17 protein-coding genes and 4 tRNA genes are annotated in these 21,876 nt (G+C 37.8%); 9 read left to right on the top strand and 12 right to left on the bottom strand.

What is annotated here, in order from left to right; all coding sequences use genetic code 11:
- Positions 1 to 3 precede the first annotated feature (3 nt).
- The 4 genes from lpt6 to ACPT8O_RS03140 form a co-directional block, all read right to left on the bottom strand.
- Positions 4 to 1,659 (bottom strand): phosphoethanolamine transferase Lpt6, encoded by a 1,656-nt coding sequence (gene lpt6, locus ACPT8O_RS03155; RefSeq protein WP_425613342.1) that lies wholly within the window; start codon positions 1,657 to 1,659, stop codon positions 4 to 6.
- A gap of 121 nt (positions 1,660 to 1,780) precedes the next feature.
- Positions 1,781 to 1,856: transfer RNA gene (locus tag ACPT8O_RS03150), tRNA-Val, on the bottom strand.
- A gap of 58 nt (positions 1,857 to 1,914) precedes the next feature.
- A tRNA-Val gene (locus ACPT8O_RS03145) sits at positions 1,915 to 1,990 on the bottom strand.
- A gap of 43 nt (positions 1,991 to 2,033) precedes the next feature.
- A tRNA-Val gene (locus ACPT8O_RS03140) sits at positions 2,034 to 2,109 on the bottom strand.
- Between the two features lie 170 nt (positions 2,110 to 2,279).
- Here ACPT8O_RS03140 and gltX point away from each other — a divergent pair.
- The 6 genes from gltX to dusC all read left to right on the top strand — a co-directional run bounded on the left by gltX (position 2,280) and on the right by dusC (position 7,281).
- Positions 2,280 to 3,722: a glutamate--tRNA ligase gene (gene gltX, locus ACPT8O_RS03135; protein WP_425613341.1), complete on the top strand. Its 1,443-nt coding sequence runs from the start codon at positions 2,280 to 2,282 to the stop codon at positions 3,720 to 3,722.
- A gap of 80 nt (positions 3,723 to 3,802) precedes the next feature.
- A tRNA-Ala gene (locus tag ACPT8O_RS03130) sits at positions 3,803 to 3,878 on the top strand.
- A 144-nt stretch (positions 3,879 to 4,022) separates the two neighbouring features.
- Complete coding sequence (gene rph, locus ACPT8O_RS03125; RefSeq protein ID WP_005663925.1) at positions 4,023 to 4,739, top strand: ribonuclease PH; 717 nt, start codon at positions 4,023 to 4,025, stop codon at positions 4,737 to 4,739.
- A 23-nt stretch (positions 4,740 to 4,762) separates the two neighbouring features.
- The gene (pyrE, locus tag ACPT8O_RS03120) at positions 4,763 to 5,404 is read left to right on the top strand and encodes an orotate phosphoribosyltransferase (RefSeq protein ID WP_005644452.1); all 642 of its coding nucleotides are present in this window, start codon (positions 4,763 to 4,765) and stop codon (positions 5,402 to 5,404) included.
- A 78-nt stretch (positions 5,405 to 5,482) separates the two neighbouring features.
- A complete protein-coding gene (djlA, locus tag ACPT8O_RS03115; protein ID WP_048955332.1) occupies positions 5,483 to 6,349 on the top strand; it encodes a co-chaperone DjlA in 867 nt (288 codons plus the stop codon).
- Positions 6,349 to 7,281, top strand: coding sequence for a tRNA dihydrouridine(16) synthase DusC (gene dusC, locus ACPT8O_RS03110; protein ID WP_118871625.1), 933 nt, complete (start codon positions 6,349 to 6,351; stop codon positions 7,279 to 7,281). Before djlA ends, dusC begins: the two co-directional genes overlap by 1 nt.
- A gap of 39 nt (positions 7,282 to 7,320) precedes the next feature.
- Here dusC and rpoH read toward each other — a convergent pair whose 3' ends face one another.
- From rpoH to plsY, 4 genes are all read right to left on the bottom strand, one after another.
- Positions 7,321 to 8,166, bottom strand: a complete 846-nt coding sequence (gene rpoH / locus ACPT8O_RS03105) for an RNA polymerase sigma factor RpoH (RefSeq protein WP_005694033.1) — start codon at positions 8,164 to 8,166, stop codon at positions 7,321 to 7,323.
- 126 nt (positions 8,167 to 8,292) lie between these two features.
- The gene (murB, locus tag ACPT8O_RS03100; RefSeq protein WP_118871624.1) at positions 8,293 to 9,318 is read right to left on the bottom strand and encodes a UDP-N-acetylmuramate dehydrogenase; all 1,026 of its coding nucleotides are present in this window, start codon (positions 9,316 to 9,318) and stop codon (positions 8,293 to 8,295) included.
- A gap of 9 nt (positions 9,319 to 9,327) precedes the next feature.
- Complete coding sequence (gene narQ / locus ACPT8O_RS03095; protein WP_425613340.1) at positions 9,328 to 11,031, bottom strand: nitrate/nitrite two-component system sensor histidine kinase NarQ; 1,704 nt, start codon at positions 11,029 to 11,031, stop codon at positions 9,328 to 9,330.
- 40 nt (positions 11,032 to 11,071) lie between these two features.
- Entirely contained in the window at positions 11,072 to 11,671 is a 600-nt protein-coding gene (gene plsY, locus ACPT8O_RS03090) for a glycerol-3-phosphate 1-O-acyltransferase PlsY (RefSeq protein ID WP_065251255.1), read from the bottom strand.
- A gap of 82 nt (positions 11,672 to 11,753) precedes the next feature.
- Here plsY and folB point away from each other — a divergent pair, with 82 nt between their 5' ends.
- Complete coding sequence (gene folB, locus ACPT8O_RS03085; protein ID WP_105876703.1) at positions 11,754 to 12,110, top strand: dihydroneopterin aldolase; 357 nt, start codon at positions 11,754 to 11,756, stop codon at positions 12,108 to 12,110.
- Positions 12,111 to 12,205: 95 nt separating this feature from the next.
- Here the strand turns inward: folB and ACPT8O_RS03080 are convergent, their stop codons facing one another.
- From ACPT8O_RS03080 to ACPT8O_RS03065, 4 genes are all read right to left on the bottom strand, one after another.
- Entirely contained in the window at positions 12,206 to 15,079 is a 2,874-nt protein-coding gene (locus tag ACPT8O_RS03080) for a filamentous hemagglutinin N-terminal domain-containing protein (RefSeq protein ID WP_425623339.1), read from the bottom strand.
- A gap of 11 nt (positions 15,080 to 15,090) precedes the next feature.
- Positions 15,091 to 16,788, bottom strand: coding sequence for a heme/hemopexin-binding protein HxuB (gene hxuB / locus ACPT8O_RS03075; RefSeq protein ID WP_425613338.1), 1,698 nt, complete (start codon positions 16,786 to 16,788; stop codon positions 15,091 to 15,093).
- 74 nt (positions 16,789 to 16,862) lie between these two features.
- Complete coding sequence (locus ACPT8O_RS03070) at positions 16,863 to 19,016, bottom strand: TonB-dependent hemoglobin/transferrin/lactoferrin family receptor (protein WP_021034357.1); 2,154 nt, start codon at positions 19,014 to 19,016, stop codon at positions 16,863 to 16,865.
- A gap of 323 nt (positions 19,017 to 19,339) precedes the next feature.
- Positions 19,340 to 20,383: a glycosyltransferase family 9 protein gene (locus ACPT8O_RS03065; RefSeq protein ID WP_021034358.1), complete on the bottom strand. Its 1,044-nt coding sequence runs from the start codon at positions 20,381 to 20,383 to the stop codon at positions 19,340 to 19,342.
- A 76-nt stretch (positions 20,384 to 20,459) separates the two neighbouring features.
- Here ACPT8O_RS03065 and ACPT8O_RS03060 point away from each other — a divergent pair, with 76 nt between their 5' ends.
- Both ACPT8O_RS03060 and rdgB read left to right on the top strand, forming a co-directional pair.
- Positions 20,460 to 21,185: a 3-deoxy-D-manno-octulosonic acid kinase gene (locus ACPT8O_RS03060; RefSeq protein WP_021034359.1), complete on the top strand. Its 726-nt coding sequence runs from the start codon at positions 20,460 to 20,462 to the stop codon at positions 21,183 to 21,185.
- Between the two features lie 11 nt (positions 21,186 to 21,196).
- Complete coding sequence (gene rdgB / locus ACPT8O_RS03055; RefSeq protein WP_012054924.1) at positions 21,197 to 21,784, top strand: RdgB/HAM1 family non-canonical purine NTP pyrophosphatase; 588 nt, start codon at positions 21,197 to 21,199, stop codon at positions 21,782 to 21,784.
- Positions 21,785 to 21,876: the final 92 nt, after the last annotated feature.

The following is a 21,876-nucleotide window of genomic DNA, read 5'->3' as shown; positions in this document are numbered from 1 at the left end:
AAATTATCTGGCAATCGCCAATGTTTGATATAAATAATGGCGATAATCATTGAGTAGCTGAATATCAGAAGAATCTTCTAATTTGCCATCACTCAATTTGCACATTGCCATATTCGCTTTCATAAATTCATCTTCTGCTGATAATCCAGCTACATTCATCAAGACGCCTCCAGCAAAAGCAAGATCTAAAAACTTTTGTTCTTGCTTAAATTGACTCGCACAATTACTTCTTACAACAAATTGCGTCACATAATCGGGCTGTGCATAATCCCCTTTCTTCGGAGGGATAGCATTATCAAATGCTACTTGATGATCGCCAAAATAGCCTAGCACAAAAGGTTTTTTACGTTCGTGTAAATAGTTATTCATTCCTTCAATCGCATCATTCAATGCGACAATACGTTGAGTATAGTCATTCAATGCAGAAATACTTTTAGCCCCTAAATTAGGCATTTGAAGATTAAATATATTTTCCATGCCCAATTCGTATGGACCATGTTCACGCATAGTCAATACATAAACAAACATTGGCTGATCTACATTTTCTAACGCTGGATGCTGTTTTTCCAAAATCATTCGGGTGTACTTCATCATTTCTTCACTACTAATATCCCAAAGATTTTTACTGATAGGTGCAGGATAACCAAGATCTTGCGGCTGTAACATCAAATCAAAACCGAAATGATCATAAGCGGATTTTGCATTGTAATTACCTTTTGTAAAAGGCGACAAAGCAACACAAAAATATCCTTGAGCTTTTAGATTTTTCACTAAACCTGATTGCAAGTGCGGTACAACAGAATAAAAAACGCCACTTGCTAACGCACCAAAATCTGTCGAAGGCACACCGGCTAAAAAAGCAAATTCTGATTTCCACGTTGCGCCAGCAAAAGTATGTACACGCAACGGCGAAGCAAATACTGTATCATTTTGGGGTTCAAACATGGAAAGTGGTGGAATAGATTGCTGACTAAAAGCAAATTGATGAGGGTTCAGCGTGGATTCCATTAATGTCACAACAATATCGGGTTTTGTTTCAGATAGGTTGTTTGTATCAGATGAAAGTGCGGTCATTTTTTCAATAAAATTTTGGCTATTGCCATCAAAATTTGGCACCTTGAAAAAAATACCGCGGCAAGACATTGGTAAATTTAAAAACACATCACGACCATCATCGGGCAAAGAATCTAACCAAACTTGCACCGCACTTGGATTTTTAGAATAATGCCACATCAAACTAAAGCTAAGGATAAACAATAACACCCCAATGCTGTTACCCAATACCCCTAAAGACTCGGCATCATTAAAACCAAAAATCGCATAACCTAATAACGCAATTAGCCCAATAACGCCAAACAACGCACCTTTATAATGAATTAAGGTTTCCCAATTTCGCCAATCTACCACAAGAAAGAAATCTGAAATTAACAAAGGCTGTTTGTAATAATGAATTTTTAAACGATGAAATAACATCAGCACTACAAAAAGCACTGATGAAAAATTTAAAGCACGTTGCCATTGGCCAGAAACCATAAGCATGCCGCCAAATAAAAAAGTAAAAAGCGTAACAGCAAAGAAATAAGTCCAACGATAATGGGAGTTTACGATAAAAATCACTGCCGCAATCGTGAATAAAGCTAAGAAAATATAAGCGATCATAAATTTTCCCTATGATGCATAACAGACTAAAATGACACATGACAATGTCTGCACACTTTATCACGTAAACGTAATAGATTGAACGGGAAAAGGAAATTATTTGGATAATTTGAAAATAAAGTGGTGGGCGATACCGGTCTCGAACCAGTGACCCCCTCCTTGTAAGGGAGGTGCTCTCCCAACTGAGCTAATCGCCCACTAGAAAGCGTTTAAATATAAAGGGAAAGTTTGAGCGGAAAGGACACTTTAGAAAAGTGGTGGGCGATACCGGTCTCGAACCAGTGACCCCCTCCTTGTAAGGGAGGTGCTCTCCCAACTGAGCTAATCGCCCGCTTGGTCAAACTTAGTAACATTAAGAACACTTTTTAGAGAAGTGGTGGGCGATACCGGTCTCGAACCAGTGACCCCCTCCTTGTAAGGGAGGTGCTCTCCCAACTGAGCTAATCGCCCTTAATGTTGTGGGTTGGCATTATAGGGAGAATGCATTTTCAGTCAATACCTTTTTATTAAATTTTGTTTAATTGTCGTAAAAATAAGCATAAAATCCGCTTTTTTATTTAGAAGTCAAACAAGTCGTAGTAGAATAACGACTAATATTTTATTGAAGATAGGTTATAAAAATGAAACTAGATGCTCCTTTTAATTTAGATCCAAATGTAAAAGTGCGTACTCGTTTTGCTCCTAGCCCTACAGGTTATTTACATGTAGGTGGCGCACGTACCGCACTTTATTCTTGGTTATACGCAAAACATAATAACGGCGAATTTGTATTACGAATTGAAGACACTGATTTAGAGCGTTCAACACCTGAAGCCACTGCTGCCATTATTGAAGGCATGGAATGGTTAAATCTTCCGTGGGAGCATGGCCCTTATTACCAAACTAAACGCTTTGATCGTTATAACCAAGTGATCGATGAAATGATTGAACAAGGCTTAGCATATCGTTGTTATTGTACTAAAGAACACTTAGAAGAACTTCGTCATACTCAAGAACAAAATAAAGAAAAACCACGTTATGATCGTCACTGCTTACACGATCACAACCATTCACCTGATGAACCCCACGTTGTACGTTTTAAAAATCCAACTGAAGGCTCGGTAGTATTTGATGATGCCGTACGTGGTCGTATTGAAATCAGCAACAGTGAGCTTGATGATCTTATTATTCGTCGCACAGACGGTTCTCCAACTTATAACTTCTGTGTAGTTGTAGATGACTGGGACATGGGTATCACACACGTTGTGCGTGGCGAAGATCATATCAACAACACGCCACGTCAAATTAACATTTTAAAAGCCATTGGAGCCCCAATTCCAACCTATGCGCACGTTTCCATGATTAATGGAGATGATGGCCAAAAACTCTCTAAACGACATGGCGCAGTGAGCGTCATGCAATATCGTGATGATGGTTACTTACCGGAAGCTTTGATCAACTATCTCGTACGTTTAGGCTGGGGACATGGCGACCAAGAAATTTTCAGTCGCGAAGAAATGATCAACTATTTCGAATTAGATCACGTTAGCAAATCAGCTAGCGCATTTAATACCGAAAAATTACAATGGTTGAATCAACATTATATCCGTGAATTACCGCCAGAATATGTGGCTAAACATCTTGAATGGCATTACAGAGATCAAGGCATTGATACAACCAATGGTCCTGCATTAACTGAAATAGTCACCATGCTTGCGGAACGTTGCAAAACCTTAAAAGAAATGGCAAGTTCAAGCCGCTACTTCTTTGAAGAGTTTGAAACCTTTGATGAAGCTGCAGCGAAAAAACATTTCAAAGGCAATGCTGCTGAAGCGCTTGCAAAAGTGAAAGAAAAATTAACCGCACTTTCTAGCTGGGATTTACATTCTACTCACGAAGCGATTGAGCAAACGGCTGCTGAACTAGAAGTGGGCATGGGCAAAGTTGGCATGCCATTACGTGTCGCTGTGACAGGTTCTGGTCAATCTCCATCAATGGATGTTACCCTAGTCGGTATCGGCAGAGATCGCGTACTTGCACGTATTCAGCGTGCTATTGATTTTATTCATGCACAAAATGCTTAATATTTAATCGGATAACAAGCGCATAATAAAATCGTATTGACAGCCACATAGTCAAATTTTATTATGTTGCTGTCTTTTATGGGGATATAGCTCAGTTGGGAGAGCGCTTGAATGGCATTCAAGAGGTCGTCGGTTCGATCCCGATTATCTCCACCAAATTAATAAAGCAAGGTTACTTACCTTGCTTTTTTATTATCAATAATCAATATCTTAGTGAATTTTAACAAAAATAAAAATCAAAGCGTGCTAGAATAGTGCGCTTTTTTATTACATCGCTCTAAACCATATCAAGGAATAATTATGCGTCCAAATAATCGAGAAAATAATCAACCCCGCCAAATTAAAATTACCCGTAATTACACCAAGCACGCTGAAGGTTCCGTGCTTGTTGAATTTGGGGACACCAAAGTGCTTTGTACTGCAACAGTTGAAGATGCTGTGCCACGTTTCTTAAAAGGACAAGGGCAAGGCTGGGTCACGGCTGAATATGGAATGTTGCCACGTTCAACACATAGTCGTATGCAACGTGAAGCGGCTAAAGGTAAACAAGGCGGACGCACAATGGAAATTCAACGCTTAATTGCTCGCTCTTTGCGTGCGATGGTGGATCTCAAAGCACTTGGCGAACGTGCGATTACTTTAGATTGCGATGTTATTCAAGCAGATGGCGGCACACGTACTGCATCCATTACTGGTGCTGCAGTCGCATTATGTGATGCGATCAACAGTTTAATTGAGAATGGCACGTTAAAAACTAACCCCATTAAAGGGCTAGTTTCGGCAATTTCTGTGGGGATTGTTGATGGTCAAGCTGTTTGTGATTTGGAATATGTAGAAGATTCTGCAGCGGAAACTGATATGAATGTTGTGATGATGGAAGATGGTCGCATGATTGAGGTACAAGGCACCGCAGAAGGCGAGCCATTTAGCCATGAAGAATTATTAACATTATTAGATTTAGCGAAACAAGGCTGTAATCAAATTTTTATCGCTCAACGCGAAGCGTTAGGCTTATAAACATAGTTTATAGGGATTAAAAAATGGAACAATATAAACGCGATTTTATCGAATTTGCTTTAAGCCGAAATGTATTGAAATTCGGCGAGTTTACTTTGAAATCGGGGCGTAAAAGTCCGTATTTCTTCAATGCGGGTTTGTTCAATACAGGGGCAGATTTAGCACGTTTAGGCGAGTTCTATGCTGCGGCAATTCAAGCAAGTGCGGTAGATTTTGATGTGGTTTTTGGCCCTGCTTACAAAGGTATTCCAATTGGCACGTCAGTTTCGGTGGCGTTATTTAATCGTTATGGTATTGATAAACCCGTGTGTTTTAATCGCAAAGAAGTGAAAGATCACGGAGAGGGCGGCAATTTAATTGGTAGCCCATTGCAAGGAAAAATTTTGCTTGTGGATGACGTGATTACGGCTGGCACTGCAATTCGTGAATCTATGGAATTAATCAGTGCAAATAAAGCAGAGCTTGCGGCGGTATTGATCGCTCTAAACCGTAAGGAACGAGGAAAAGGCGAGCTTTCAGCAATTCAAGAAGTAGAACGTGATTATCAATGCCAAGTGCTATCAATCATTGATTTAGATGATTTGATGCAATTTATCGAACAAGATCCTCGATACAGTAGCCATTTGCCAGAAATGCGTGCTTATCGTGCCGAATTTGGCGTATAAAACTTGAGAAATAAATTTTTATCATCATTATAAATAACATTATAAAAATAACCGCACTTTGACTTAACAGAGGAAAGAATGGAATTTATTGGAAAAATTATAGGCGTATTTTTAGGTTGGAAAGTTGGTGGATTTTTTGGTGCGATAGCTGGGCTCATTTTAGGTTCTATTGCAGATAAAAAATTGTATGAACTTGGCTCGGTAAGTTCTAGTTTCTTTAAAAAGAAAACAACGCGTCAAGACTTGTTTATGCAAACCACCTTTGCGGTGTTAGGACATTTAAGTAAATCGAAAGGGCGTGTAACAGAAGAAGATATTCAATTAGCTAATCAATTAATGATTCAGCTTAAACTGGATGATGCGGGGCGTAAATTAGCGCAAGATGCGTTTCGTCGTGGTAAAGAATCTGATTTCCCGATTCGTCAAGTTATCCGTGAATTTCGCATTGGTTGTGGGCAACGTGCTGATTTATTGCGAATGTTCTTACAAGTGCAAGTTCAAGCGGCTTTTGCCGATTCAGAACTTCATGAAAATGAGAAAGAAGTGCTTTATGTGATCGCTGAAGAACTTGGGCTTTCTCGTATGCAATTTGAACAAATGATTGCGATGGAAATGGCTGCTCGAGCTTTTACTCAAGGTGGTTTTTATCAGCAATACCAACAAGGTGCATATCAAGGTGGCCACCAATATCAGCAACAAAATAGTGGTGGTTACCAACATGCTTCAGGCCCAACTTTAAATGATGCCTATAAAGTATTGGGTGTGACTGAGTCCGACGAGCAAAGCACGGTTAAGCGTGCTTATCGTCGTTTAATGAATGAACACCATCCAGATAAACTTGTGGCGAAAGGTTTACCGCCAGAAATGATGGAAATGGCAAAAGAAAAAACTCAACAGATTCAAGCCGCTTACGATTTAATTTGTAAAGCAAAAGGCTGGAAATAGTGCGTGTTATTCTTGCGCCTATGCAAGGGGTTCTTGATCCCTTTGTACGCCAACTTCTCACCGAAGTGAATGACTACGATTTATGTATAACAGAATTTGTTCGCGTAGTTGATCAACTTCTCCCTGAAAAAGTATTTTATCGTTTATGCCCTGAATTAAAAAATCAGGGCTTTACTTCTTCTGGCACGCCTGTGCGAGTGCAGTTGCTAGGGCAGAATCCAGAATGCCTTGCTGAAAATGCGATTCGTGCGATCGATCTTGGCTCTCATGGCGTTGATTTAAATTGTGGTTGCCCCTCTAAAACGGTGAATGGCAGCAATGGCGGTGCGGCATTATTGAAACAGCCTGAATTGATTTATCGTGCCACTCAAGCCTTACGCAGAGCTTTGCCAAGTGAATTCCCCGTTAGTGTAAAAGTGCGGTTAGGCTGGGATGATATTTCTCAAGCCTTTGAAATCGCTGATGCGGTAGAGCAAGGCGGCGCAACCGAAATTACAGTTCATGGACGTACAAAAGCCGATGGTTATCGTGCTGATCGAATTAATTGGAAAAAAATTAGCGAAGTCCGAGAGCGTTTATCCATTCCAGTTATTGCTAACGGAGAAATTTGGCATTGGCAAGATGGGCAAGATTGCTTATCCCAAACAGGTTGTCAGGATTTAATGGTCGGACGAGGCGCGTTGAATATTCCGAATTTAAGTCATGCTCTGAAATCAAATGCAGAAAAAATGCCTTGGTGTGAGATTCAAAAAATCTTGCAAAAATACGCGAATGTTGAAAATGAATATGACAGCGGTTTTTACCATGTGGCACGAATTAAACAATGGTTACGTTATTTGAATAAGGAATATGATGAAGCGAACAAAGTGTTTGATAAGATTAAGACCTGCCAAACTGCTGAAGATTTGAAATTACGGTTAAATGAGAAATAAAAAACCTGCTAATCAGCAGGTTTTCTTTTTCTAAATTATTTAAAAATTCACCGCACTTTTTAATTTTTTCAGTGCATTAGTTTCTAATTGACGAATACGTTCCGCAGAGACATTATATTTTGCTGCCAAGTCGTGCAATGTAGCTTTGTTATCATCTAACCAACGAGCTTTGATAATATCCTGACTACGTGCATCTAGACTTTGTAACGCCGCACCTAATTGCTCGGTTGCTTGGCTTTCAAAGTTTTCATTTTCAAGCTCTGCTGCGAAATTAGAACTTTTATCTTCCAAATAAAGGGCTGGAGAATAGGTCTCTGTTTCTGCATCATCAGTAGGTAAATCAAAACCGACATCCGCACCGCTCATTCGAGACTCCATTTCGATCACATCTTCTTTGGAAACACCCAATTCATTTGCGACCATATCAACTTCATTTTCATTGAACCAACCTAAACGTTGTTTAGTTTTACGTAGGTTGAAAAATAATTTACGTTGAGCTTTCGTGGTTGCGACTTTTACGATACGCCAGTTACGAAGAACATATTCGTGGATCTCAGCTTTAATCCAATGCACGGCGAATGACACCAAGCGTACACCAACTTCAGGGTTAAAACGTTTGACCGCTTTCATTAAGCCGATATTGCCTTCTTGGATTAAGTCAGCTTGTGGCAAACCATAGCCAGAATAGCCACGCGCCACGTGGATCACGAAACGAAGATGCGACAAAATGAGTTTTTTCGCTGCATCTAAATCCTCGTGATAATACAAACGTTCTGCTAATTCCTTTTCTTCCTCTGCGGTCAGCATCGGATATTCATTTGCTGCACGAATATAACCTTCGATACTGCCTTGAGGAACTAACATCATTTGTGTTTCTTTATCCATCGTTTCCCTTCTTTATTTTGGCTTTTGCCAACAATGTACTTAGTTATAGCACAATAAGCTATCTTATTGAACCAATTTGTTAATAAGACAGATTTTACCAATCAAAAGTTCAATTATTTTATAAAATTACGTGATAATTTGCTCACTATTTACTTCGCCAGTTGCACTGATAAATCGTACTTCAGGTTGTAAAGATACACCAAATTTTTCAGCAACGCTTTGGCGTACATAATATGCAAGTTTTATCACGTCTTGTCCACTTGCATTATCTTTGTTAATCAATACTAATGCCTGTTTTTTATGAACCGCAGCCCCACCAATTTGAAAACCTTTAAGATTGCATTGATCAATCAGCCAGCCTGCCGCTAATTTCACTGAGCCATCAGCTTGTGGAAAGTGCGGTAGATTTTCGTGATGTTTTTTGATTTCTTCAAAATGTTCTGAACTGACAACGGGATTTTTAAAGAAACTCCCTGCATTACCCACTTCATTGGGATCAGGTAATTTGCTTTGACGGATATGACAGACTTCATCAAAAATTTGTTTAGCGGTGACCGTTTTCGGATCGAACTCTACAAGCGAACCATATTTTAGAATAGGCTGCCAATCTTTTTTTAGCTTTAATCCAACCGCTGTAATCACATAACCTTGCTGATAACGATGTTTAAAAATACTCTCACGATAACCAAATTCACATTGTTCTGTGTCGAGTCTAAAGGTTTCGTTCGTATTTAAATTAAGTACCTCCACATAATCACATACATCTTTAAATTCAACGCCATAAGCACCGATATTTTGAATGGGAGCAGAGCCTGCACAACCGGGAATCAGAGCCAGATTTTCTAAGCCATAAATACCATTGTTAATAGACCACTCCACCAATTTATGCCAATTTTCCCCGCCATTGACGTGAAGATAGTGAAAATTTGCATCTTGTTCGTGCGTAATCCCAATTAAACGATTAAGGATCACGATGCCATTAAAATCATCTAGAAATAGAACATTACTTCCTTGACCTAAAAAAAGAGTGGGTAAATTTTCTGATTTAGAATGCGCCCACACTTGTTGTAGCTGTTCGATACTATGTGCTTCAATAATTTCACGAGCATTAGACTGAATGTGGAAAGTGTGAAAAGGTTGTAAATTTTGCATTTTGATGTCCTAATATAATGTATGTGGCAAGGTAATTTTGACTTGTGTGCCGCCTTGTTCACGGCGATGAATATGCAATTGTGCATTAAGCTGACGACAACGTTCCGCCATAATATTCAAGCCGTAATGCCCTTCAGGTTCTTCAAGGTTTGGAATGCCAATCCCATCATCTTCAACTAAAATTTCATACTCGCCTTCCGCATTAATTCTTGCGCTAATTTCAATTACCGTGCCTTGAGAATGCTTGATCGCATTGGTGGTGGCTTCACGTACAATTTGCAGAACGTGAACCAACTGTTGAGGGTTCAAACTTTGCGATGGTAATTGACAATTCACATTCATTTGCATTGTTGTTTGTGAGCGTAATGAATCAATCACTTGTTTTAGTGCAAGCTGTAAATTCGCTTCTTGTATGGTTAAACGGAAAGTGGCTAAAAGCTCACGTAACTGTGCATAACCACCAGAAAGGGCTTGTTCAAAATTGGCAATAATTGCCAAACTCTTTTCTTTTGATTGTTCGTCTTCTTTCTTCAGGTTATGTTTGAGCAAAGTAAGTTGAATTTGTAAAAATGATAAGACTTGAGCCAAAGAATCGTGCAGCTCTCGCGCAATAATTGAGCGTTCTTCCATTAATAAAATCTGTTCTTTCTGACGTAAATTTTTATGGAAATAAAGCGCACGAGCAAGCATTTGTGCTAAATTTTGCATAATTCGAGGATCTGGACAAGGTAATCCTGCTTGCCAAGAGAGTACACCTAATTCTTCGTTATCCACAGAAAGGGTTTCGATTTGTAGTTCATTATTAGCATCTTGCTTACCCAATGTAATATCCCAATGTTCAGCCCCCATCACTTCCACTTTAACGAAGTTCAAATGATCGCTAATAAAAATGTAATTCAAAACTTGATTTAAAATTTTATCGTTAATTGTGTTTGTATTCAGAAGTTGAGCACTTTGATAAAGAGTGCTTAAAGTGCGGTTAGTTTGACGCAACTTTTGCGTTTTTTCGTTTACAGCTTCTTCTAAACGCGAATAAAGCTGTCCCAGTTCTGTGGACATTTGTGTAAATACGCGAGCCAGTGTGCCAAGTTCGTTTTGTTTCCTTGTGTCAAGTGGAATATGATTGAATTGACGCATTTGCACTTGCATACTGGCTTTTGTCATTAAATGCAAAGGTTTTACAACTTCTCGCTGTGTGTACCAAATCACATAAGACACCATAGCTAAAATTAACAACATAGCGAAAAAAAGCACCGATACGCCCAAAATCCATTTTTGCTCACTAAAACGTTGTAGTTCAAACACAAAATAATCAACATCTGCAACATAGTTAGTAAGCTGCTTACTATAGTTTTTTACATCCTGTTGGCGCGCATATTTTTCCATGTTCGTCCAACGTTGCAAAATGTTTTGATAGGAATGTTTTAATACATTCGGTGTGAAAAATTGATTTTGAACTTCTAGTAAAGCAGATGAATGAAGGCTTATATGATAACGGCGTAAGTTCGTTTCCACGCTTTCTGGTTGTTCTTGCATTTCATAAAGTAAGCGATAACTTTGCATACGCAAAGAACCTGAAATATTAATGGCTTCGGCATCATATTTATTACTGCTCATAATTGCCAAACTGAGAGAACTAATCACACCAGCAACGATAAGAATGATAAATAAATATTTCGCAATACGGGTGGAAACGGAACCTTTAGTATACACAGAAAACTCCAGTGGAAATTTAGAAAGTGCGGCAAAATTTTTATTTCTTTTTAAATTTAGCCCAAACTTTATCTTCTTGACCACGCCATAAGCGTTGAATGTTATCGTGATGACGATAAATTAATAGGCAACACACCAGTGCAACGGGAAAAGTAAATTCAGGTTTAAACCACCACACATAAAAAGGCACAAGTAATGCAGAAATAACCGCACTTAATGAAGAATAGCCACTAACAAGAAAAACAAAGATCCACGTACCAAACATTGAACCTGCAACAGCCCAAGAAATCGGTGCGATTGCCCCAAAGGCAGTTGCAACACCTTTGCCACCTTTAAATTGAAAGAAAATTGGGAAAATATGCCCTAAACAAGCACCAAGTGCGACCATCCCTAATTCAAATTGGGTTAAACCTAAATAATAACCTGCCCATACAGGAATCATCCCTTTTAACATATCAAAAATAAGCACCGCCAAGGCAGACTTACGATTTCCAATGCGCAACACATTTGTCGCCCCAGGGTTGTGTGAACCATTTTGACGTGGATCTGGCAATCCAGTAAGGCGACAAATTAAAATCGCACTGGAAACTGAGCCTAAAAGATAGGCAAAAAGCATATAAAAAAGGGCGAAAAGGCTCATTTTGCACTCCAGCAAGAAAAACTGTTCGTTATTCTACCCAAAATTGATAGCATACGCCTACAATAATTTTAGAGGAAATCTTATGGATCGTGTTTTTATTGAAGAATTGACTGTTTTTGCACAAATCGGTGTATATGATTGGGAACAGCAAATAAAGCAAAAACTTGTGTTTGATTTAGAAATGGCTTGGGATTGCAAACAAGCGGCAGAAACGGATGATGTTGTATATTGTTTGAATTATGCTGAAGTGAGCCAAGCGATTATTGATTATGTGGAAAGTAAATCTTTCTTGTTGATTGAGCGAGTGGCTTATGAAGTGGCAGATTTGCTTGAGTCACGTTATCAACTTCAAGGATTAAAAATTAAACTGAGTAAACCAAAAGCCGTCGCGCAAGCTCGAAATGTTGGCGTATTGATTGTTCGTGGTTGTTTAAAATAATGTAACGATAGTGGCTATTAATAAATCTGACAGGCATGCAATTTAATTGGTGCCTGTCAGATTGGCTTTACACTTTTACCTTGTGTTCTGAATAGTTATTGTTCAGCTTCTAATTCTCCAACACTCACTTTAGTATTATTACCTTTATCGCCGAATTGTTGTTCTTCGCAACCGTTACCTGCATCACAAACTGCAACAGAAACAAGTTTTTCAACATCTAAGCTACTCACTAACTTTGTATTAATGATTTTTTCGCTTGCGTCCGTAACATTCAATTGCTCAGCAGACAAATTGCTGGCTCGCACACCGTTAATTTTGTCATAAAGTCTAGCAAAACCACGTTCACTGAGTTTGGTAGAATCGCCGTTAATTTTTGTTTGATTAAAGTTTTTCTCACGAGGAAGTTCAAAGAATGTGAAATTTGAATTTGATTTTACCTCAATTTCTACCCCTTTGGAGCTTAAATAAGCTGTCCCACCGTTTGGTGCTAAGGCAGTGATGTCGGCATTTTCAATGGTTGTTTTGGTATTTGCGTTATCACCAATAGTAAATGCCATATTGGCAATATTCGCATCATTATCAATTGAGCCAGGCGCACCATTAATGATCACTTCTTTCCCAGTTCTTCCACCAGTGTTAATTGCGGTAATTTTCAAGTCATCTTTACTGTTTTTACCTGCAATTTTTGTATCGCCATCAGTTCTAAAGGTGTAACCCTGATGAGATTTCACAAAAATAGAACTTTTTTCCCCTATTAATTCCCCGATTAAAAACATCGTAGCATAAGGTGCTTTTGCAGATATATCGATTTTCTCATCGCCCACGATTTTAATATGTGAGTTTATCATTGACACTTTACCATTCATTCCTAAACGGTTAATTTGAGTTGAAATATCTTGTGAATTATCTTTATCAAAGGTAATATCAATCTTGCTATGATCTAACTTAATTTTTTCTGCCAGTAAATGTACAAATCCATTTTTCAGATTAATCTTACTGTTAGAAATATTAATTTCTGTATCTTTAATAGTTGATCGCCCTGTATTTTTGCTGGCAAACATATCAAAACGATGCCAATAGGCTTTATTCATATCTAAATCTAAATTATCGTAATATTTCCAACGGCGTCTGCGTTGATCTAACTCCGATAACAGCGTACGTTTGTCTAAATCTAACACACCGTATTCATATTTTGAATTATTACGGGATACCCCCCCATCAATGTAAAAATTCGTTTTTCCTGTGGCAACGATGCGATCTAAATTAACTTTTTTAAATCCACCTGCTACAACCACATCATCAACCTGATCAAATACTACATTACGCATATCAACATCAAACTTCTTGCGTTGTGAGCTTTCCGTTCTACACCATCTGTTATCGCAGTTTTCTTCATCGAGACTACGCCCCAATCCCATAGCTCCGTTACCAAGATTTATTTTGCTGTCAGTAATGGTAATATTTGATTTAAAATCTTCCTTATTCTGCAAACTGGTTATAAAAAATAAACGACCTGTTGAATGAATATCCGCATTATTGATATTAATATGACCTTTGTTAGTTAGCTTTAATAGCGAATCTGTGCCTTTAAAGGAATCTATATGAATACGTCCTGAAATATTAACGTCCTTTCCTTTAAGAGTTACTTTTCCATTATTAGCTAGTAATGAACTTAACGCCCCTGTTTGTATAAATGAACCCGTACCCGTTTTATCTTTCTCTTTATGTTTATGTTTATGTTTATGTTTATCTTTATCTTCAACATCCGCAATACGAATATTTTCATTGTCTGGCACGTCAATATTAACTTCTGTATTTAATGTTTTAAATTCATCTTTATAGTAATTATTATTGTCTTCACGTCCAAAGTTACCTTTGATATTAACGCTTTTGCCTTTAAAGTTGATTTTAGGCGAGGTAACTTTTGAGCCATTTTGAGAAGTGATTTTTATATTGTTTTCAAGTTCCTTATTTGAGGTAAATACAACCTCACTCTCCCCTTTAATGTCACTTTTATCATTTAACTTAATTTCATCAGCAGATAACACAACCTTGCCGTTTCTATTACTAACCTTAGTTGCTTCTAACACACCATTATTCATAACCAAGCTATCTAATGCTTGTTTACGCCCTTTTGCATTTAGCGTAATGTCCTCTGCTTTAATAATCCCTTCATTTTTAACAATACCCTGTACTGTATTATCTTCTAATGCCACACTTATACCGCTATCTGGTAAGGTAAATGTGAAATTATAGCCTGAGGATAAATATACTTTGCCATTTGTAGCGCCAATTTCCCCTTCATTGATAACTTCATCGCCATTAAGTACCACGAAATCTTTCGCCGTAATTTTCCCTTTATTGATAACTTGACCTTCTTTTAGCTCCTGACCGTCTTTTAGCACCTGACGGTTTTTTACCACCTGACCATCTTTTGTTTTACGGGTAAATTGATAGCTATTGCCATTGCCATTGCCATTGCCATTGCCATTGCCATTGCCATTGCCATTGCCATTGCCATTGCCATTGCCATTGCCATTGCCATTTTCACTGATTTTCTCTAAATCTTTGGTCGTTGCAAGTAAACCAGCTACATTAATTTCTGCCCCTTGGGTAATAATAACCCCATTAGGGTTTGCTAAATAAACTTTACCGTTTGCCGTCAATTTCCCTTGGATTTGACTAGCATTGCCGCCAGTTACACGGTTATATGCCACAGAATTTGCGTCAGGCTGTTCAAATTTCACTTCTTTATTTTGGCCGATGTCAAAACTCTTCCAGTCTATTTGAGCTTTATCGGACGTTTGATTAATCGTCATTTTATCTGCAGTTGTAGTAAAAGTGACATTCCCAGAAACGACTTTATCCTTTTGTGGCAAACCCTGTTGTGGCAAATCCTGTGTAGAGGCATATGCCGCACCAGTGTAAGTGGTCAAAATGATAAGAGAAATTACATTTAATTTATACATAGCATACCTCCTTAGAAAGTTTTAATCATAGAAAGCCACAATTGGTGTTTATCGGCATTATCAATATTGTTATCAAGCGGCTTGGCGACACTGACGTTGATGGCATAGCTGCCAGCATCTGAAAGAGAAAGTCCTGCACCAACGCTTTGTAATTTCACGTTATTTTTCACGCTTTGTGCGAGAGATTGGCTATTTTTATAATATTTTCCCAAACCATAGTCATAGAACAATGAACTCACTAGCACACTTTGGGAAAAGACTGGTAAATAATGTTTGAATTCTGTTTGTATCAAATGCCCTTCATCCACAGAAGCCGCACCAGCTTGATGTCCACGTACTCCAGACAAACCACCAAGCAACATTTTCTGTGAGCTTTCAAGGGTTTTATCGGCAAACTGACCGTTTATACCAATATTGAAAGCAAAAGATTTTGGTAAAATTTGCTCGTGAGACAAGCGGTAGTTATATACCGTAAAATGCGATTGTGGTTGAAAATTCTCTACTGCATTATGTTGTTTTTCACTAGTTTGATTCGCTAAATTACCGAACAAAGTAGATAATGAAAAATAAGTTGTCCCATCTTTAATAAGATTCCAAGAACCGTCAATCCCTGCAGTTAAACTATTTATTTTCCGTTTTTGTTTCACATTAACCGCTTGTTGTTTATCCGTAAGGTTTTGATGATTAAAGCTCACTTTAGTACTTAAACGAAAATTTGGTGTACGGATTGTTGGGTGCAACAAATAAGCCCCTAAGGTATGGGAATGCCCTTGAGATTGTAATGATTTAAAATTACCACCTAATTTGTAGTCGAGATAGTTAGCAGTTACACCAAAACGCGTAGAATAACCATCAATTAAAGAGGAATAATCTATACGAGCATTTTTTAAATTAGCCTGATTAGAACTCATTAAATCCAGTTTCAATTCATCGCCCCAGCCATTCAAATTACTGACTTTTGTCCCCGCAGCCAAACGGTAACGCCCTGTATATTTGTTGCCTTGGTTATCTACTGAAACATAACTAGAAAAACGTTTTGCATCGTTAATCTTAATCAGTAAATTCGCTTCGCCGACTTTTTTGCCTGCGGAGAGTTGCAAACCAGCATTTACCCCTGGAACATCGTTTATTGTTAAAGCAAATTTTTCTAACTCATCTTTCAAAATAAATTCGGACGCATTCACTGTTGTATTAGAGAGACGGGATACAAATTTATTGCTTAATGCACTGTGATTTTGCAAGCGTATTTCGCCTACATTACCTTTAAGTAACAAAATTTTTACCGTACCTTGCTCAATTTCCTGCGGTGGTAAAATTGCTTTTGCCACTAAATAATTATTATGACGATAAAATTCGCTGATCTCATTTGCTAAATTACTTAAATCTGACAGCGATACCTCTTTTCCTACATAATTTTTTAAAATATGTGCAAGCTCGTCTGTGACGACTTCCTGATTGTTTCGATCTAAAATCTGTACTTGCTTAAGTGGAAATTTCAGTCCTTGTTTATACTGTGCAGTATAAGGCGAATTTGCCGTTTGATTAAATAATTCGCCACTAGGTTTGGCTTCTGATTGAATTTGACGTTGTTCTAGTTCACGGTTCAATGATCCAGTATCTGGCCGACCTAATGCCATCACTGATTCACTCAAAACAAAGCCTAAACTGACCGCACTTGCAATAACAGAATAACGAGGTCTCATTTTCATTCCTTATGTCCTATTAATTGATAAAATTACAAAAATTGAGGGAAAACAGCTTTAGGGCGTTTTCCAAAGTAAATTTAGAAGCTATAAACCGCACTAATTTTCGCATTACGACCAGTGCCTTCCATTAAACTAAACGCGGGTTGATATTTTCTATCAAACAAGTTTTCCAGCGCAAAATCTAAACGCAGGTTTTTCCATTCGCCTTTTAATGGCGCATAGGTAGCACGAAGATCGGTCAGTATATAACTTGGGTAGGTAACAGCGTGATCTTTAGGCACTCGATGTTGGGCAGCGTAATGGGTTATTGTCGCTCCCACCGTGAATTTGTCTTTTACTAAAGCATAATCTGCACCTACGCCGATTTTGCTTGCGGCAATGTTTGATAAAGCTTCGCCGCTATCTTTATCTCTACCTTTGGTACTGCCATAGTTAGTAAACAGCGTTAAACGTTCTGTTTGGTATTGGGCTTGCAATTCAATACCGCTTAAACGGGCATTAGCTATGTTTTGATACTGGGAATTTGTTGGCAACAATACAGTATTTCCATTTGGATTTGGATTTGGATTTGGATTATTAAATATCTTTAAGTTAATTAAATCTTTCACATCATTGCGGAAATAAGTGGCTTCAATTTTGAATTTATCGTCTTGTTTAAACAGGCTATCAAAATGTAGATTTGCGGTAATTTCTTTATTTTTTGCTGTTTCAGGGCGCAAATTTGGATTTGCTACAAATTTATTGATCTGATCTGCTCCTAGAATATTTGCCCCAAAGTGAGATCCACTCACAAACCGTTCTTGCATAGATGGGGCTCGGAAGGCTTCATTATATTTGGCAGAAAAATCTAACCAATTGGTCACTTTCCAAGTCAATTTTGTGGCAGGCGATAAATGATTATCCTTGTATTTTACAGTTTTACTTGAGGTATCGTAGTGGTCATAACGTACACTTGGCGAAAGTAGCAATTTTTCCCCAAATAGTGGAATATGGGCGATTAAATAAACGCCTGTAGTGTTTGAATTCGCATTGTAGGGTTCCGCTCGAAACTGCGCATCATTATTGTTTGTGCCTCGTTCAGTACTGATTTTATCTCGCATATAATCCACCCCATAAACAAAGGAAATGTGAGATAATTCGGAAGAGTTACGTAAATTTATACCTCGGGTAGTCAATTTAGTCTGATCTTTCACACCACTGACTTTACGCTGTTCTTTCTCAATAGTCTTATTGTTGTATAGCGCAATATGCGTATTTAGATAAGGATTATCAGGCGTTAAATAATAGTTAAATACCGTGCTTTGATCAGGAATTTGTTGATCACTTAAATAACTAACACTGCCAAAACGTGTTTTCACTTTAGAGTAAAACTCTGATATTTCTGATGGTGATTTTCTTGTCGGCGGAAAACTGTTGTCTGAGCCGTGGAATTCTCCGATTTGTTTTTTAATTTGTTCATTAGTAAGTTCGTTTTCCACCTCATTATTGCTTGGTGCTGTTTGTTTAAAACGAGTTTCGCGGTGGGATAATTCCACACGGTTCGCATCATTAATTTGCCAACCGAATTTTGCTAAGCCCCCAAACTGTTTATAGGCTGTATTATTCAGCTTGTTGCCTTTACCAGTGCGTAAATTATCCGCATTATTATAGAAAGCACTAATAAGAACATCGAATTTGTCATTTGCCGCAAATACAGAAGCATCCCTTTCCGATAAATTATTAGCAGTTTGATAACCTTGGCGAATTTTAACTCCGAATTTGTCATTATTTTTCAATAAGTCTAAAGCATTTGGCGTACGCATTGCCACAACACCACCCAATGCACCGCTACCCCATAAGGAGCTACTTGGCCCTTTGATTACTTCAATTTCTTGAATAAGTGACATTGGAAGAAAATAAGAACCTCTATGTGCTAAATCAAAATTTTGTCTTACGCCATCAATGACTTGCACAACACGATTATCACTTAACCCTCGAATATTAGGTTTTTGAGCAATGCTTCTCGAACCGCCTCTAATATCAACATTGGGAATGTCTTCTAACGCTGCTGCAACACTAGTCGCTTGCTTAGAAAGAAGACTATCTTTAGATTGTTTTTCTGGCGTATAAGCAAACCTACTTGGATCTCGTGTCGCAATAACGTTGATAGAGTCTAATTCAACGGATTGCGCTAGCGCATTTGCTGTCACTAAGGTTGTTGCAATTGCAAGGGAAAGTTTAGAAAATCGCATCTGTTTTCCTTATTGTAATAATTAAAAAGAGGAGAATGGCGATGATAATAACAATGATGATTATAATAATCAATTGGTTTATTTATAATCATTTGCATTTAATTGCGTAAAATTCAAACTAATTTTGGATTTCAATCTGTACCTGCAAAAATTGGACTAAATAAGCAAGAGATTAAGGTATAGATTTTTATGACTAAATATAAATTATTTTAACAACAAGCTATTGATTTTTAACTTAAAAAACTAAAGTTCTTACTTTCCAAAAACAACTTTCAAGTTGGCTATATTAAAACCATCTAAGTTTTGAAATACAGATCATTTTTTCAAAATAATCCCAATTTTTTCATTTGTTCAATGACGGGTTCGACTTGAATCTCTGCCATCAAATTTTTTCCTTTTAGTTTGGTTGCCCAAGGTAGTTCAGAAGACGGTTTGCCAAATTCTTTTTGGGCATTTTCTTCATATACTGATACCACGTTATCTAAATTATTATAAGGCGCAGTACGCAAAGGATTGTGATAGGCATACAAGCCAATAACGGGTGTTCCTTGTGTTGTCGCAATATGGGCAGGGCCAGAATCTGGCGAAAGCACCAAATCAACCTTAGAAATTAAAGCGGTAAGCTGTTTTAGGTTTGTTTTTCCTGCAATATTGGTTGGCGTGAAATGGCAAAGTGCGGTAATTTTTTCGACTATTTCTAATTCACGTTTGGCTGGCGAACTGCAGAAAATCACATTGATATTATGCTGATGGGCAATATTGGCAATTTCTGCATAACGTTCAATTAGCCAATCTTTTTCTGCTTTGCTAGAACAAGGGGAAATCAATAAATTTTTACGAGAGAAATCAATAAATTGATCGGCAAATTTATAATCATCTTCTGAAATAGCTAATTCCCATTTTGGTTCTGATTTCGGTACGCCAATATATTCAGCGAAAGCCATAAATCCATCTAATACGTGAGGGGAAAAAGGATCTGTAATACGACGATTTACAAATAGCCATTGTCCTTCGCGAGAACGTTTTTCTCCAAATCCAATTTTGAATTTTGCTTTAATTCCTAAAGAAAGGATTGATGCACGAAATGCTGTTTGCATATTTAATAGCGCATCAAACTGTTTATTTTTTAGTTGTTTCCAGAGTGATAAAATACCTTTCCATCCTGCTTTTTTATCGTAAGGAATGAGCGTGATATTAGGAATGCCCGAAAGCAAACCCATTTCGGTTTTTCCTACAATCCAAGTCATTTCTGTTTGGGGATAATATGCCTGAATGTGCTGAACCACCGCTAAGGCATGGCAAACATCGCCTACCGCTGATAATCGGAGAATACAAAGAGATTTTGGAGCTTCGGTAAAAAGTGGCATTAACGTTCCTTTATCATTTAATTTGTGCCTATTTTAAAGTAGAATGACCCCATTTTCTATTCATAACAACGTTCTAATGCACCAATTCCAACAAGATAACCAATATTTTATCTTTAATTTTGACCGCACTTTTGAGCAAGTAACCGAGTTTTTCCAAGCGGAATTTTGGCAAAAACAAGAACGAGTGATAGGGAGTGCAAAAGGTCGAGGCACCACTTATTTCTTGCAAACCGAAGATTGGTTTGGTGTAAATTGTGCGTTGCGTCATTATTATCGCGGTGGACTTTGGGGTAAACTGAACAAAGATCGTTATCGTTTTTCTGATCTTGAAACTACCCGTAGTTTTGCTGAGTTTCATTTGTTGCAACGTTTGTATGAAGCGGGGTTACCTGTACCTAAACCCATTGCTGCACGTATTCAAAAAGGCAAGTTAGGTATTTGCTATCAAGCGGATATTTTGACGGAAAAAATCGAAAACGCGCAGGATTTAACCGCACTTTTACAAACACAAACATTGCCAAAAGAAACTTGGAGGCAAATTGGTCGTTTGATTCGAAAACTACATGATTTACAGATTTGCCATACAGACTTGAATGCACATAATATTTTGCTTCAACAAGCTGAACAAGGGCAAAAATGTTGGTTACTGGATTTTGATAAGTGCGGCGAAAAATCTGGAGATTTTTGGAAAGTGCAAAATCTGAACCGTTTAAAACGTTCCTTCGAAAAAGAAGTTGGACGAATGAATATTCAATTTACCGAGCAAAACTGGGCTGATTTAACGTCAGCTTATCATCAATAAAAGGATTGATTATGAAACAAAAAATCGTACTTGCTACAGGCAATAAAGGAAAAGTAAAAGAAATGGCTGATGTCCTATCTGATTTTGGCTTTGAAGTGATTGCACAAACAGATTTAGGCATTGAAAGCCCAGAAGAAACAGGCTTAACTTTCGTTGAGAATGCCTTATTAAAAGCACGCTATGCCTCAGAGAAATCAGGTTTGCCTGCTATTGCGGATGATTCTGGCTTAGTAGTTTCCGCACTTAATGGCGCACCAGGTCTGTATTCTGCACGTTATGCTGGCGAAGAGGGTAATGATGCTAAAAACCGTGAGAAATTATTGGCAGAGCTTGCTCATATTGCACAAGAACAACGCCAAGCCAAATTTGTGAGCTGTATCGTGTTTTTACAGCATCCAACAGATCCATCGCCAATTATCGCCGAAGGTGAGTGTTGTGGCGTGATTGGTTTTGAAGAAAAAGGCGAAAATGGCTTTGGTTATGACAGTTTATTCTTTAGTCCAGAACAAGGTTGCACATTTGCTGAATTAGAAACAGCTGAGAAGAAAAAAATTTCTCATCGAGCAAAGGCATTGAGCGTTTTAAAAAATAAATTATAAAGTTAATAAAATTATTTAATCTATCAATAAAAAATAACCCTAAAAATAATAATTTACACGTTAATCAGAGATAATTTTATGACAGACAGACA

The organism is Haemophilus sp. HN_Hi08 (assembly GCF_049824455.1).
In the GTDB taxonomy this organism is placed as follows: domain Bacteria; phylum Pseudomonadota; class Gammaproteobacteria; order Enterobacterales; family Pasteurellaceae; genus Haemophilus; species Haemophilus influenzae_D.
Note: the sequence above shows the minus strand (reverse complement) of the source record. Positions and strands in the feature narration are given on the sequence as shown.

What these genes read in the sequence shown, in the direction of transcription:
- murB (WP_118871624.1), bottom strand. Translation starts at nt 9,318, where the DNA reads ATGCAAAATTTACAACCTTTTCACACTTTCCACATTCAGTCTAATGCT.
- rdgB (WP_012054924.1), top strand. Translation starts at nt 21,197, where the DNA reads ATGAAACAAAAAATCGTACTTGCTACAGGCAATAAAGGAAAAGTAAAA.
- gltX (WP_425613341.1), top strand. Translation starts at nt 2,280, where the DNA reads ATGAAACTAGATGCTCCTTTTAATTTAGATCCAAATGTAAAAGTGCGT.
- folB (WP_105876703.1), top strand. Translation starts at nt 11,754, where the DNA reads ATGGATCGTGTTTTTATTGAAGAATTGACTGTTTTTGCACAAATCGGT.
- lpt6 (WP_425613342.1), bottom strand. Translation starts at nt 1,659, where the DNA reads ATGATCGCTTATATTTTCTTAGCTTTATTCACGATTGCGGCAGTGATT.
- plsY (WP_065251255.1), bottom strand. Translation starts at nt 11,671, where the DNA reads ATGAGCCTTTTCGCCCTTTTTTATATGCTTTTTGCCTATCTTTTAGGC.
- ACPT8O_RS03065 (WP_021034358.1), bottom strand. Translation starts at nt 20,383, where the DNA reads ATGCCACTTTTTACCGAAGCTCCAAAATCTCTTTGTATTCTCCGATTA.
- djlA (WP_048955332.1), top strand. Translation starts at nt 5,483, where the DNA reads ATGGAATTTATTGGAAAAATTATAGGCGTATTTTTAGGTTGGAAAGTT.
- ACPT8O_RS03070 (WP_021034357.1), bottom strand. Translation starts at nt 19,016, where the DNA reads ATGCGATTTTCTAAACTTTCCCTTGCAATTGCAACAACCTTAGTGACA.
- ACPT8O_RS03060 (WP_021034359.1), top strand. Translation starts at nt 20,460, where the DNA reads ATGCACCAATTCCAACAAGATAACCAATATTTTATCTTTAATTTTGAC.
- rph (WP_005663925.1), top strand. Translation starts at nt 4,023, where the DNA reads ATGCGTCCAAATAATCGAGAAAATAATCAACCCCGCCAAATTAAAATT.
- pyrE (WP_005644452.1), top strand. Translation starts at nt 4,763, where the DNA reads ATGGAACAATATAAACGCGATTTTATCGAATTTGCTTTAAGCCGAAAT.
- hxuB (WP_425613338.1), bottom strand. Translation starts at nt 16,788, where the DNA reads ATGAAAATGAGACCTCGTTATTCTGTTATTGCAAGTGCGGTCAGTTTA.
- rpoH (WP_005694033.1), bottom strand. Translation starts at nt 8,166, where the DNA reads ATGGATAAAGAAACACAAATGATGTTAGTTCCTCAAGGCAGTATCGAA.
- ACPT8O_RS03080 (WP_425623339.1), bottom strand. Translation starts at nt 15,079, where the DNA reads ATGTATAAATTAAATGTAATTTCTCTTATCATTTTGACCACTTACACT.